The sequence below is a fragment of the Streptococcus sp. HMSC077F03 genome, assembly GCF_001812375.1.
In the GTDB taxonomy this organism is placed as follows: Bacteria; Bacillota; Bacilli; order Lactobacillales; family Streptococcaceae; genus Streptococcus; species Streptococcus oralis_S.
Genome location: NZ_KV808753.1, coordinates 1 through 13,656, shown reverse-complemented (window position 1 = coordinate 13,656; position 13,656 = coordinate 1). Strand labels below are relative to the sequence as shown.

Sequence of the window (13,656 nt, the reverse complement as noted above, 5' to 3'; positions counted from 1 at the left end):
AACGTCTCACCTGTAGACGAAAACAAGGTAATGAATGAGAAATTTAATGAAAAATTATCAAGAATGGTATAGCAACCTTAGCTCCAAACTAACTAGCCATCCCACCCTTTTATTTCTGTTACGCAGTTTTAATCGCTTGATGACAGCCGCCATGCCCTTGATCTATCTGATTTTGCTAGTCACCACTTACCTGCAACTAGGACTTGGTCAGCAAGTTGGGGTTTATGTGCTTATTCCTGCATCAGGTTTTGTGATTTTGTCTCTTTTTCGTAAGAAAATCAATCACCCGCGACCTTATGAAACTTGGGATATCTGTCCCCTTCTTGATAAGGATAGTTCGGGACGGTCGATGCCCAGTCGCCATGTCTTTTCAGCAACTATCATCTCCATGGCTTGCTTACATGCTAGTCTACCTGTTGGCTTAGCGTGCTTGCTCTTTTCAGCTTTGCTGGGGTTGGTGAGGGTTTTAGGGGGTGTTCATTATCCCAAGGATGTCTTGGTTGGCTATGCTTGTGGTCTGGTGTGGGGATTCCTTTTCTTCCTATTCTGATATGTAAGTCAAGCTAGTCTTACAACCACTTACTGCTTCAAACTGACCACTTGCTTTTTTGCCCTTGTATTCCTAACTTAGCTTTGATATAGTAGAGTCAGAAAGGAGATGTGATGAAGTTACGAATTGAGATTGATGGCAATTTAGAGGAGACTGAAATTGTCATCAAGACCCCCACTTTGACAGATGAAATTGCAGATTTGCAACGGCTCTTGCAAGAGTCAAAGGCTCCGAGGTTGACTTTTTACAAGGGGACAGGTGAATATTATTTAGACCTGTCAGAAATTCTCTTCTTTGAAACAGAAGGGAGCAAGATTTATGCTCATAACCAGAAGGAAGCCTATGAAGTTCGTCTCAAACTTTATGAGTTGGAGTCCATCCTGCCTCGCTATTTTAGTCGAGTTTCCAAGTCAACAATCGCAAATATCCGTCAGATTTACTCAGTGGACAAGTCCTTTTCAGGAACGGGCACCATTTCCTTTTATCAGACGCACAAGGAGGTTCATGTCTCACGGCATTACCAATCCCTCCTAAAAGAAAATCTAAGAAACATGAGGTAACAGACATGAAAAAGAAAGCATTTGGTATTGTTTTATTGGTTTTAGCAGCTTGGATCTTGCTGCAGGGGAATTTTGGCATTCCTTCTTTGGATGGTAAGATATGGCCTTTGATTGGTATCGCCTTTTTTGCTTACCAATCAGTTGAAGCTTTGCTTCGTCGTCATCTAACATCAGCAGTTTTTACCGCTCTAGTAGCCTTAATGATTGCGAATCATTTTTATAACATTTTTCCTATTCCAAACCAGTCTTTGTTTTGGGCTAGTATCTTAGCAGTGCTAGGTGTTGGTTATCTGACGCATTCAAGTAAGTTCTGGAATGAAAAAAAATGGTGGTACAATGGGAAAAAAACAGTCGTCACGGATAAGGAAGTCGCTTTTGGTAGCGGGACCTTCTATAAGCAAGATCAAGATCTCGTAGATGACCAAGTGGAAGTCGCTTTTGGGGATGCTAAAATCTACTATGATAATGCAGAGATGCTAGGTGATTTTGCAACTTTAAATATTGAAGTGGCCTTCGGGAATGCAACTGTCTATGTTCCACAACACTGGCGTGTCGATTTGAAAGTAGAAACCTCCTTTGGTGCAGCTAAGGCAGATGCTCCTCTAGCACCAACCAGCAAAACCTTGATTATCCGCGGGGAAGTCGCTTTTGGTAAACTTGGAGTTGTTTACGTTAAATAAAAAATCATCGAATTTCCTTGCTAAAATAGAGAAAGTGTGCTAACATAGTGCTGCATGTGGTGCTAGCACATCCGCTATATTAGATCTAATAGGAGGAAAACACAATGGCTAAAGTATGTTACTTTACAGGTCGTAAGACTGTATCAGGAAACAACCGTTCACACGCGATGAACCAAACAAAACGTGCCGTAAAACCAAACCTTCAAAAAGTTACTGTTCTTATCGATGGTAAACCTAAAAAAGTTTGGGCTTCAGCTCGTGCCTTGAAATCAGGTAAAGTTGAACGCGTTTAACAAAAAGGGAAGTCACAAATTGGAACAGCATCTACATCAATAGGTCAGGCAGTGCATGATATTACGAAATCACCTGTTCAAACTAGCACAGGTGATTCTATTGTTAGCACTCAAAATGGGCATCTTATCCTTTCAGATGGTTCTGTAGTTGCTCCTGAAGCACTTGGAGCTGTTACAAATGAAGACAAGATAATCAGTGTTTCAACTGCGGATGGTAAAATGGTAACTTTGCCAAACACAGGAACAGAACAAAGTTTCCCAGCTGTAATTGGTGGCATGTTGTTGACAGCAGTAGGTTACTTTTACAAGAAAAAACTATTTTAATTAAGAAAAGGAGAGATATATGACAGAAAAAACACAAGGACACGGATATTTCCGTAAGAAAAAATGGGCTAAAGGCCTGGTATCAGGAATTGCAGTTGCAGGTATTGTAGCCTTCTCTGCAGGTTCTGTATTGGCGGATGAAGCAGTTCAGCCTGAAATTGAAAACGACAATAACATGTACGCTACACAAGCTGGTAAAACAACAGGAAGCCAGTCCGTAGCGATTGATAATAGTGCAGTCACAAAGGCTGCTGACAAGGCTAAACAAGCTGGAGTAGTTGTATCTGAGACATCAAGCATTGATAAGGGTACAAATACTACCTCATCAAGTCTTGAACAGTCTAAGGCTGAGATTAAACAAGACCAGACTAAGCAAATAAAGGCACTTGAAGAAACGACTGAAAAACAAGTTCAAAACAATGAAGCCTTTAAGGAAGCGCAGGAAGCCATTCAAGCTAATAATAGCTTTGTGGCCACTGAAAAAGGCAAGCACGAACAATCAACAACTGTTACAGTGACGAATGATGGTTCGACTGCCACAGATGGGACAGCGACTCAAAACAACAAAGCTACTCAAACAGCTAAGAAAGTCTTAGCAGGAAATCAGCAAGCTGTCTCAACCTACCTGGAAGAAAAAGGGAAGTACGAAGCTACTGTCAAACAAGCTACTGAATTAAATCAAGCAGTAGAAGCTGCTGCAATAGATTTGGAGAAAAAGGATGTAACGGTTAAGGTTGTGACACGTACCGTTTCTTCAATCGCAGAAGTAGAAGAATTGAAGAAACAAAATGACAAAGCTATTGCAACTGCAAAAAGCAAAGTGGAGCTTAACAAAGCCATCATGGCTGCCTATGCAGAGAAGAAGAATGCTAGTGATCAAGTTAATCAAGATGCTGATCGTAAATCAACAGATTTGAAAAACTCTGGTGTACTTTTAACCTCTAAAACACAGGAAGTTTCTTCAGCTGATGAAGCGAAGCAAATTGGGGAACAAAACCAAGCAGCTTATGACAAAGCTAAGCAGACCCAAGCGGAATGGCAGAAGAAGTACGATGAGCTTCGAGCTAAGACAAGCACGGAAGGCTACATAAAAGAAGTAGTCTTGCAAGCCATTAGTGTTGCGACAGCAAATCCTGAAGCAACAGTGGAGTCCTCTGCTCCAGGAGCGCAGGTAACTACTAAAGGTTACATTCTCTCATCAAAAGGAACCTCAGGCTATGCTCGTATTCTTGACTCGACTAAAGTCTTGAAATACGAGGATGTTGGCACTGGATGGAAAACAGAAGTTGACTACACTAATCTGAAAGGTTTGACTGTTTCAACTGCAGATGGTAAAAAGCATGATATTTCTCGTATCCATCGAAAATTCGAGATTCTTAATCAAGGGAAGACAGGATTGAATGATGTCTATGTCTTGAATGACCCAACAGAAGGATTCGTAGTAGCTCGTAACGATGGAACCGGTGTACCAGCAGACTACATGAATTTCTTGGTTACGGATACCTACTACTACAACGTGGATGGGAAAGAAGTAGCTTTCAAAGCAAGTGAAAAGACTCCTGCAACCCTGACCTATTCTTCACTCAATCACAATCGTATTGGTTGGGAAGGTGCGAAAGCCATTAACGGAACTCATGTTGAAATTAACGGCTCAACTGTAAGCTATAACAAGAATAATGGTTATGTTCGCGCTGAAGGCTACAACGACCAACAAGATGTGGGGCATCTTTGGGATAAATCTGACTCACCTTACCAATACAAGGGAGCTGCACTTGGTGTCTTTAAGGAAGGGACAGCCTTCACATCCGAATTTATCCAATGGGATGGACCAGATAATTCAGGTGGCCAAACTTTCTGGTTTGCTTTGAATACGAAGGCTTTAGCGCCGGTTGTTGGAGTTCCAGCTACTGCAACCATTACTAAAACAACCGTGAAGCCAGTTAAGACTGAACCTGTATCAGCTGAATTGGTCAATGCGAAAAATCCAGCCAAACCAACCTTGGCGCTTAAAACTCTATCTGAAACTAAAAATCAGAAGTTATCCGCAAGCTATCACGGTTACAAATTGCAGTATAAACCTACTGTCCGCAAGTCTGTATCTGACACAGATAAAACGAATACAGATGGCCAAACAGTTGCTAAAAACGATACGCAGCTCTACACATTGAATCATGACAATATCTATGCGAACCTTAAAAAAGGTGACAAGATTACTATCATTGATCCACTCGAAGCTGGAGCAGTTCCTGATGTAGCTGTGACGAAAGCAACTGCAGAGAAAGCGGGATGGAGCGTTGCCTATGATGCAGGAAAGAATACTTATACCTTTACTGCAACCTACGAAGGGAAGCGCTTAGAAGCTCCTGTGATTACCTGGAAACCAATCTATGACAAGGGCTTCTATGACAACACTTATAAAGTGTTAGTGAATAACTATGAAGTTTTCTCAAATACTGTTACGAACTACACTCCAAGACCTCCAAAACCAGTCAAATCTGTGTTAGATCATTCTGGAAAGGATATCAATGGTGCTAAAACATTTGATCGTAACGTGACCTTCCGCTTGATGACAGACTACAGTTCTTATGCCAAAACTCTTGCTTCAGCGAGCGCACTTGGTAAGGAGTTTGCAATCTTAGATGATGTTCAAGACAAAGCCTTCACAGTTGACCACAGCAAGATCAAGATGACTGCTGCTGGTAAAGACGTGAAAAACCTATTTGACATGTATCATGTACTTTCAGATGCAGGACGTACTGATGCAATCAATAAAATTTTGAAGGAATTGAACTTGCAACCTAAAGGTGAGTTCTATCTCTGGGTAGCCAAGGATTCTAAGAGTTTCTATCAGAACTACGTGAAACCAAATAAGAATGTTACTGTTGATCTTCCAGCCAAACTCTTGGTTAAAGCAGGGGACAAAGTCGAGAATGACTTTAAACAGATTGACTTTGGGAATGGCTATCAATCAAACCTTGTGACTGTCTCAGTTCCTGATGTGAAGCCAGAGAAACATGCCCTGGATCAAAAGAATAATAAGAAAGTCTTGGACGGTCAAGAGGTACAGATTGGCCAATACATCCGCTATCTACTTGATGGCGTAACTGTTCCAGCTAAACATGATAGCCTCTTCCAATATGACGGTAGTGACCAGTTAGATGTGGTTCATGATCGATATACAGGTAAGTGGCAAGGCATTTTCAAGGGTACAGAGTACACAGCTGAGAAAGACCTTATCTTGCCTTATGATGTCATCCTGAAGGATGGTAAAGTAGTCAAAGCTGGTGACAAGATTGTCAAAGGTACAGCTTATGCCTTCTTATTTGAAGTGAACCAGGATACAAATCCTGACTTCCTCAAGAAGATTGTGGCCGTCAAATGGGACGAAAAAGCAGGCAAATGGTCGTATGTTATCAATCAAGACTTCCTAAACTCTCTAGGCGTTAAAGGAACCTTTGATGCAGACTTCTACATCGAGGTAGAACGTATCTCGGCTGGGAAGGTTGAAAATACCTTTATCAATACAGTCAATTTACAAGAGATGACAGCGAAAGTGACAACAACAACGCCAGAACCTCCAAAACCAGAGCCTAAAGAACCAGGCAAGCCACAACCGCAGCCATCACTTCCAAATACAGGAACAGCAGCAAGCATGCTTCCAGTTGTGGGAATGATTTTGGGATTGTTGGGTCTTGCAGGTTTTCGTAAGCATAAAAAATAGAACATCTAGTAATTCCCCCTCATCCATGGTATAATGAAGCCATAAAAAGAGGGGGAAGAGAGATGATAAAGGACACGAAAATGGATGCATATGTGACTAGAAGTGGTTATAGATACTACACTCCAACTCAAAAAAATCAGAAGTTACCAGGTCTGAAGAAGAGAAGAAGTGGAAACAAGGCCTACGTTGGCTAGGAAAAGCTGTCTGGTCAGGAATGGAAACCCTACCGAGTGTGATTGCGAAAGCTGCCGTTTTGATGGTTACGACTCCACTCATGTTTCTCCTCTTTATCTTTAATCTGATTAAGGGCTTGATTGCGACAGACATTTTTTTACAGATTTTACAGCGGAAACGGCGCTTTCTCAATCGAATGAGAGTCTTGTAACCCGCACACTCTAAATAGGGAATTTTTGATTCTTTCCGGAAGTCATATTTAGTCATTTGTCCTTGGAAGTGAGGGTATTTAGGAGCAGGATAATCCAGCTTAGCGATGATTTCTTTATGAGTTCCAGCATCTAGAACATCCAAAATAGTAATGTTCTAGTCTTTGATCCCCAGTGTGTTTGTGATAAAATTGAATGGTTCCATATAAGTCTTTTTAATGATGGTTTGGTCGCTTTTCATTATAGATCTTATGGGACTTTTTTCTACAACAAATAGGCTCCATCATTCCTACAGTGGTTTTACCCACTACAGAAATTACAGAGCCGAAACTTTTTCCAGTTTTTTGTCTGAAAAATCTCGCTTTCTTATGGAGTTATAAGGATATTTGACTAGTCCCAAAAATTTAGACACTAAAAAGTCTTCGAATTTCCTTGCCAAAATAGAGAAAGTGTGATAACATAGTACGGTATGTGGTGCTAGCACATCCGCTATATTAGATCTAATAGGAGGAAAACACAATGGCTAAAGTATGTTACTTTACAGGTCGTAAGACTGTATCAGGAAACAACCGTTCACACGCGATGAACCAAACAAAACGTGCCGTAAAACCAAACCTTCAAAAAGTTACTGTTCTTATCGATGGTAAACCTAAAAAAGTTTGGGCTTCAGCTCGTGCTTTGAAATCAGGTAAAGTTGAACGCGTTTAATAAAAATGAAAAGACCTAACTGGTCTTTTTCTTTTGCTCTAAGGATAAAACCATTTGAAAAATAGAGTAAATATCCGCAGATACAGCATTCTGCTTTTACACTTGGGCTGAAATATGATAAAATAGAGTATCAACTAGTTGAGGTAAAAAAAATGACTGTAAAAATTAATACAAAAGATGGTCAAATCGAACTGACAGATGAAGTGATTGCAACCGTAGTAGGTGGTGCCGCAACTGAGATTTTTGGAGTGGTCGGTATGGCTAGTAAAAATGCCCTCAAAGACAATTTCCAAGCCCTTCTTGGTAAGGAAAATTATTCTAAGGGTGTTGTTATAAAAGCAGCCGAAGATGGTAGCATTGCAGTTGATGTTTATACTGTATTGAGCTACGGAGTAAAGATAAGCGAAGTGTCAAAAAACATTCAAGAGCGTGTTCGTTTTAGTTTAGAAAATCAACTAGGAATTACTGCTCAGACTGTGAATGTCTACATTCAAAATATCAAAGTTGTAGGAGAATAATCGTGTCAAAAATTACTACCAGTTTATTCCAAGAGATGGTGCAAGCTGCATCAACTCGTTTGAATAAGCAAGCAGAATATGTCAATTCATTGAACGTCTTTCCAGTTCCAGATGGAGATACTGGGACAAACATGGGAATGACCATTGAAAATGGTGCCAAAGAAGTAGCAGATAAGCCTGCTTCTACAGTTGGAGAAGTAGCGAGCATTCTTGCTAAAGGTCTTTTGATGGGTGCGCGTGGGAACTCAGGGGTTATCACTTCTCAGCTCTTCCGTGGCTTCTCTCAGGCTATCAAGGAAAAAGATGAATTAACAGGTCAAGACTTGGCTCTTGCCTTCCAATCCGGTGTCGAAGTAGCTTATAAAGCGGTTATGAAACCAGTTGAAGGGACCATTTTGACTGTTTCTCGTGGAGCGGCTATTGGTGCCAAGAAAAAAGCGGAGCAAACAGATGATGCTGTTGAGGTCATGCGTGCAGCCTTGGAAGGCGCAAAAGCAGCTTTGGCTAAGACACCAGAAATGCTTCCAGTCCTTAAGGAAGTTGGTGTGGTAGACTCAGGTGGTCAAGGTTTGGTCTTCATCTACGAAGGATTCCTTTCAGCTCTTACTGGTGAATACAGTGCTTCTGAAGACTTTGTAGCTACTCCTGCCAACATGAGTGAAATGATTAATGCAGAGCACCACAAGTCTGTAGCAGGTCATGTGGCAACTGAGGATATTACCTTCGGTTACTGTACGGAGATCATGGTAGCCCTCAAACAAGGTCCAACTTATTCTAAGGACTTTGACTACGATGAATTCCGTAACTACTTGAATGACTTAGGCGACTCACTGCTTGTTGTCAACGATGATGAGATTGTCAAAGTTCACGTCCATACAGAAGATCCAGGTCTTGTCATGCAAGAAGGTCTCAAATATGGTAGCTTGATCAAGGTAAAAGTGGACAACATGCGTAACCAACACGAAGCGCAAGTTGAAAAAGAAGCAACTCAAGGCAACAAGCCTGCTGAAACAAAAGAGTATGCCCTTATCGCAGTAGTAGCTGGTCAAGGTTTAGCAGATATCTTCCGTGCCCAAGGTGTGGATTATGTTATCGAAGGTGGTCAGACAATGAACCCTTCAACAGAAGACTTTATCAAGGCTGTTGAACAGGTCAATGCTCGCAACATTATCTTCTTGCCAAACAACAAAAATATCTTTATGGCAGCTCAGTCTGCGGCTGAAGTGCTTGAACAACCTGCTGTTGTGGTAGAAGCACGTACAATTCCTCAAGGGTTGACCAGCCTTCTTGCCTTTGATCCAAGCAAATCAATCGAAGAAAACAAAGAGCGCATGACTGCGGCCCTTGGTGATGTCATCAGCGGTAGTGTAACAACAGCCGTTCGTGATACAACTATCGATGGATTAGCAATTCATGAAAATGATAATCTGGGTATGGTCGATGGGAAAATCCTCGTGTCAAATCCTGACATGCACCAAACCTTGACAGAAACTTTGAAACATATGTTGGACGAAGATAGTGAAATCGTAACCTTCTATGTCGGTGAAGACGGAAGCGAAGAACTTGCCAATGAAATTGCCCAAGAAATCGCAGAAGAATTTGAAGATGTTGAAGTAGAGATTCACCAAGGTCAACAACCCGTATATCCATATCTTTTCAGTGTGGAATAATGGTAAAAATTGAATGAAAACAACAGAAGGAGGCTGGTTTTTCAGCTTCCTTTTTCTATGCAAACGGAGTTATAAAGAAATTTATGTAGAAATGAACATTCTATTGGAAATTCGATTTACTATAAGTTATAATGATAAAGCTATTATATTAGATTAAGTATGAATATAAAGGAGAAATGATGAAGAAAAAAATTTTTAATCAATCTTTTTCCCGCTTTTCAATTAGAAAGTTAAGTGTTGGGACCTGTTCGGTATTGCTAGGAACCTTTATGGTCATGGCTACTTCTCCAGTGCAAGCGGATGAAGCTCAAGTCAACAATAAGGAACAACAAACGCAGGCGGAAATTCAACAGAAGGAAAAAAGTGCTGAGAATGGGCAGGAAGTCATTTCTGAGCCTCAAAAAGTGGTAACACAGAACGAAGCGGTTAAGGAGCTGGAGGATAAAGCTGAACCGTCCAAAACAGAAGTATCTGCACCAGTCTCTCAGAGCCAACCAGTTTCTCAAGTTGACAATACGAAGGAAGCGAGTCAGCCTTCTTTAGATGAGGAGAAAAAGCAATCTCTAGAATCAACTCAAACTGAGCAGAAAAGCAAGGAAGAAAGTGGCTCTAGCGGGAAAACTTCTTCTAGGCGCAAGAGATCGCTAGATGAAGTCAATGCAGAATTTAAAACTCATTCGCCAATCAAGGATATCCATGCGGTAGATAGTGTTCGTGAGTCCATGACTTTTAGTATTACTGGACACGAAGCAGACTATTCTGGTGGGTATATCAAAATTCATTTCCAAAATGGGAAGGCTATTAAATTGACCCCTTCTCCAGTCGGTGGTGTAAAGTTCAGCCAAGAAAAAATAAATGGAGACCTTGATTTAAAGATAGAACCTGCAAATCTGAGAGGTGGAGCAAACTATAACTTCGTCTATACTTTTCAGATAGATCCTCTGACGCATAACTGGGGAGGTGCTGTCCAAGCAATTGGGCCGGACCATAAAGTGACCGCAACTGCTAAGCTCTATGACAAAAATGACAATGTCCTCAAAGAACTTGGAAGCATTGAACACACGTGGAAAGTCTTAGAAAACGGTGTAGGGGGTCTGACTCCAATGTCTGGCAATCAGGTCATTGGCTACGATCGAAATAACGATGGTATTGTCGACGATGATTCATCGGTCGTGTCCTACTATCTATTTAACGGTGCGAAAGATCCTAAGAATAATACGGCAAGAAATGATTACTTCAACTATGGAAATGGTGTCTTTGATGGTCGTATGATCAATGGTATGGGGATTAGTGATGTCGGGGGGAATATCATTGATCCTGTCACATCTTATACCTATAATATAGAGTTAAAAGAAGGTTATGAATTGACAGATGAAGCTAAAGCTCTAGGATGGACTGCCGATGCGACGGGTTACCATCTGACGATTAACAGAGCTAACAATCCGCTTCAAGATATTAATAACAATAAAAATAAGCTCATTCCAATTTCTTTCAAGTTAAAGAATGCCAAAGTAGCAGATATCAATAGAAAAGCGCAAAACCTAACCGTGACGGGTATCTATACGAAAGCAGATGGGACTAGCTATCAAAATACGGCCGTTCTTCCCTATACTCTCTTTGTTCAAAAAACAGATCAGCCAGAGTCTTCTCTCTTTGAATTTAGACACTATAATCAGTCTGACTCGGAGATGATTCGTTCTTATGGTGAAACAGAATACCGTTCTTATGTTCGACTTTCATCAGTTGCTGAGGTTGAAAAAGATTATCCTATCAATGACTACACGGTCACCCATAAAATACAGGATTCACGAGAGTCTTATCGAGAAGTCAATGCGATTGAGGATCGTTATTGGAATGAATTTTTCTCTTCACCGGATGCATCTGTAGAAGTATACAATAAAGCTACAGGTGAGTTATTAGGCACTTTTAACAGTAGCACTCGTAGTCTACGACTGACGGAAGAGCAAGATGTGAAGGAACTGGAGTACAAGTTTAAAAACATCAAGATGAGGAAGTCCTCAACAAATGATACATCAATGTTTGTTTTCCAAACCAAAACACGTTTTAATAATTGGGAAAGTCTCTATAAAGACTCGACGATTAGTAAGTTGGATTCTAGAACGGATTCCACTTTTAAGAATACTCGTAACACTGTTTCCTTATCTCAAACGGCCTCAGCCGAATTAACACGCGTTAGCCAGCAAATTTCGATGATTGGACGCCGTCGGACAGATGTCTTCAATCGACACACAGATGCTTCTGGTTTTAAGGAAGATTTTATCACAAGGACTGCGGGTAAAGAAACTCCTACTCAGAACTTCGCAAACTTGACGGGAGTTTACCATCTGGCTTATTTGGCTGATCCACAATTAAACTTTAGTGGAAATCCTAATTTTAAGGTCTATTATAATTACAAAGATACTGGGAAAACTCTCTACTATGCCCAAGTAAAGGGGACTCCAGACTCCCCTATGCCTGCAACACTTTTGAAGTTAGAAAACAAGACGATTCCAAATGGGACCTACACCTATAAAGCGATTGCTTTTTGGGACGAGGAACTTCCTGACGTTCAAGCTCAGAATGGTTACGACTTAGGGGAGCTCGACGGCATTACAGTTACCTCGAAAAATTCGGTTTCTTATGACTTCGATGTGATCGTACAGGCTTCTGAAGCGAGTGGTGTCTACTCTGAAGTGAAGAGAGCTACAGATCAACACTTTGCCTATAATACCCAAGAGCACTATCCTGGTGATGAGATTGATTTCAGAGTGACCTATAAAAACGCAGCGAAACAGGCGGTTTCAGATGTCTATGTTTTATCATCCCTGCCGATGAAAGGCGATAAACAGCTAGAATCCAGAAATCGTGGTTCTGAATTTACAGTGAGTTTGACAAAAGCTTTAACACCACCTTCAGGCTGGGAGGTTCAATATAGTCGTATCGCGGGTACTGCTGCAGAAATTAATGCTTCACAATGGCTCACAGCAGATCAAGTGTCGGATTGGTCAGAGATTCGTGCAGTTCGTTGGCATTCGACTGCTCCGGTTGCTGCTGGAAGTAGGGTTCAATTTCCTATCGATGGAGCAGTTATCGGGCAAGATACTGCCCCAGGTGCTACGGCTTATCTTTCTTCGGCTCTGGCAAATGGCAGTTCCAAGTACACTGAGTCCAATAATGTTTCAATCCAAATGTCTACCAAACTGTCATCTGCAAGTTTTACCTTTGTGGATGTAAATGATCCGTCTAAGGAAGTGCAACTAGGCCAGGTAGACACAGTTGTAGGAAAATCTAATGGACCAATTTCTTATGATCCTGCTCGTCGAATTAAGAAATTGGAAGATGCAGGATATGAACTGATCAGTAACGATTTTATAGATCATACCTTTGGTGACTCGGCTAGTCCAAAACAATTCAAGTTTCAGTTTAGACACAAGATTACAGAACTAACCGAAACTGTTCGTGGAACTCGTGAAATTAATTATGAGTATTACAGAAAAGCAAAAAATCCTGATTTATCGCTTCTTCCTCCCAGACATGTAGAATCCCATTCGTTTACTCGAACGAAGAGAATCGATCAGGTTTTGGCAAAAATCCACCCAAATGATGCGACAGCAGGTGTGACTTACTCAGCCTGGTCTGTAGACCAAACTTGGTCTCAAGTGATTTCGCCTGAAATTCCTGGCTATTACCCAGGTGAAGATATTGACGCAAATACATTGTCGGGAGATGAGGCTCTTGATCAATATTGGATTAGTGCGATAAATCCGAGCGATGAAGAGTTGGAAAAAGAATTCTCTTGGGATAGGTTGGTGTATTATGTTCCGCTTCCAGTTGTACCTTCAGCAAGTGTAGCGAAATCTAAAGGCTTTCAAGGGCAGAAGCAGGCAGCAACGATTCAATTTGATGAGGATAGAGCAAGCGAGAGTGCGGTTCACTTTACAAAAGGGACAACAACCATTAATGGAGCAAAGAAATCCGTCGAACTAGTCCAAAGTAGTGTCTTTCTTTATGATGAGAATGGACAAAAGGTAACTTCGCTAACCATTGCCAACCAAGGGACGTACGATTTAGATCTTGTAAATAAAACAATTGTCTTTACTCCACTGAAAACCTTCTATGGTCCGGCAACTCCAGTTCGAGTTGGAGTGGTGGATAAAAATGGAGAGTCGGCTGTAACGACCTATACCCCAGTTGTTGAGAAAGTAACGCCAACTGGTACAGGTGATAAGACAGAAGGACTTCAAGGTCA

9 protein-coding genes and 3 pseudogenes are annotated in these 13,656 nt (G+C 41.1%); 11 read left to right on the top strand and 1 reads right to left on the bottom strand.

Annotation, left to right across the window (positions count from 1 at the left end; genetic code table 11):
- The first annotated feature begins 46 nt into the window (after positions 1–46).
- The 7 genes and pseudogenes from HMPREF2853_RS00975 to HMPREF2853_RS10155 form a co-directional block, all read left to right on the top strand.
- The gene (locus HMPREF2853_RS00975) at positions 47–550 is read left to right on the top strand and encodes a phosphatase PAP2 family protein (protein WP_000800956.1); all 504 of its coding nucleotides are present in this window, start codon (positions 47–49) and stop codon (positions 548–550) included.
- Between the two features lie 113 nt (positions 551–663).
- Positions 664–1,110 (top strand): LytTR family DNA-binding domain-containing protein, encoded by a 447-nt coding sequence (locus HMPREF2853_RS00970; RefSeq protein WP_000776591.1) that lies wholly within the window; start codon positions 664–666, stop codon positions 1,108–1,110.
- A gap of 5 nt (positions 1,111–1,115) precedes the next feature.
- Complete coding sequence (locus tag HMPREF2853_RS00965; protein ID WP_000725729.1) at positions 1,116–1,790, top strand: LiaF transmembrane domain-containing protein; 675 nt, start codon at positions 1,116–1,118, stop codon at positions 1,788–1,790.
- 104 nt (positions 1,791–1,894) lie between these two features.
- Positions 1,895–2,083: a 50S ribosomal protein L28 gene (gene rpmB / locus HMPREF2853_RS00960; protein ID WP_001140948.1), complete on the top strand. Its 189-nt coding sequence runs from the start codon at positions 1,895–1,897 to the stop codon at positions 2,081–2,083.
- A pseudogene (locus HMPREF2853_RS00955) lies at positions 2,084–2,407 on the top strand (LPXTG cell wall anchor domain-containing protein); the annotation flags it as partial.
- A gap of 19 nt (positions 2,408–2,426) precedes the next feature.
- Positions 2,427–6,128 (top strand): SspB-related isopeptide-forming adhesin, encoded by a 3,702-nt coding sequence (locus HMPREF2853_RS00950; RefSeq protein WP_063641739.1) that lies wholly within the window; start codon positions 2,427–2,429, stop codon positions 6,126–6,128.
- 62 nt (positions 6,129–6,190) lie between these two features.
- Positions 6,191–6,456 (top strand): annotated as a pseudogene (locus HMPREF2853_RS10155) (hypothetical protein); the annotation flags it as partial.
- On the opposite strand, the pseudogene HMPREF2853_RS09610 reads toward HMPREF2853_RS10155, so the two are convergent.
- A pseudogene (locus tag HMPREF2853_RS09610) lies at positions 6,443–6,665 on the bottom strand (transposase family protein); the annotation flags it as partial. The pseudogenes HMPREF2853_RS10155 and HMPREF2853_RS09610 sit on opposite strands and share 14 nt — an antisense overlap.
- Before the next feature lie 365 nt (positions 6,666–7,030).
- Here HMPREF2853_RS09610 and rpmB (HMPREF2853_RS00940) point away from each other — a divergent pair.
- From rpmB (HMPREF2853_RS00940) to HMPREF2853_RS00925, 4 genes are all read left to right on the top strand, one after another.
- On the top strand, positions 7,031–7,219 hold the full coding sequence (gene rpmB, locus HMPREF2853_RS00940; protein WP_001140948.1) for a 50S ribosomal protein L28: 189 nt from the start codon (positions 7,031–7,033) through the stop codon (positions 7,217–7,219).
- 152 nt (positions 7,220–7,371) lie between these two features.
- Positions 7,372–7,737 (top strand): Asp23/Gls24 family envelope stress response protein, encoded by a 366-nt coding sequence (locus HMPREF2853_RS00935; protein WP_000216434.1) that lies wholly within the window; start codon positions 7,372–7,374, stop codon positions 7,735–7,737.
- Positions 7,738–7,739: 2 nt separating this feature from the next.
- Positions 7,740–9,407, top strand: coding sequence for a DAK2 domain-containing protein (locus HMPREF2853_RS00930; protein ID WP_000036688.1), 1,668 nt, complete (start codon positions 7,740–7,742; stop codon positions 9,405–9,407).
- A 176-nt stretch (positions 9,408–9,583) separates the two neighbouring features.
- Positions 9,584–13,656, top strand: a 4,073-nt coding sequence (locus tag HMPREF2853_RS00925; protein WP_049500831.1) for a YSIRK-type signal peptide-containing protein, incomplete at its 3' end; no start/stop codon positions are given.

What these genes read in the sequence shown, in the direction of transcription:
- HMPREF2853_RS00970 (WP_000776591.1), top strand. Translation starts at nt 664, where the DNA reads ATGAAGTTACGAATTGAGATTGATGGCAATTTAGAGGAGACTGAAATT.
- HMPREF2853_RS00975 (WP_000800956.1), top strand. Translation starts at nt 47, where the DNA reads ATGAAAAATTATCAAGAATGGTATAGCAACCTTAGCTCCAAACTAACT.
- rpmB (WP_001140948.1), top strand. Translation starts at nt 7,031, where the DNA reads ATGGCTAAAGTATGTTACTTTACAGGTCGTAAGACTGTATCAGGAAAC.
- HMPREF2853_RS00950 (WP_063641739.1), top strand. Translation starts at nt 2,427, where the DNA reads ATGACAGAAAAAACACAAGGACACGGATATTTCCGTAAGAAAAAATGG.
- rpmB (WP_001140948.1), top strand. Translation starts at nt 1,895, where the DNA reads ATGGCTAAAGTATGTTACTTTACAGGTCGTAAGACTGTATCAGGAAAC.
- HMPREF2853_RS00965 (WP_000725729.1), top strand. Translation starts at nt 1,116, where the DNA reads ATGAAAAAGAAAGCATTTGGTATTGTTTTATTGGTTTTAGCAGCTTGG.
- HMPREF2853_RS00935 (WP_000216434.1), top strand. Translation starts at nt 7,372, where the DNA reads ATGACTGTAAAAATTAATACAAAAGATGGTCAAATCGAACTGACAGAT.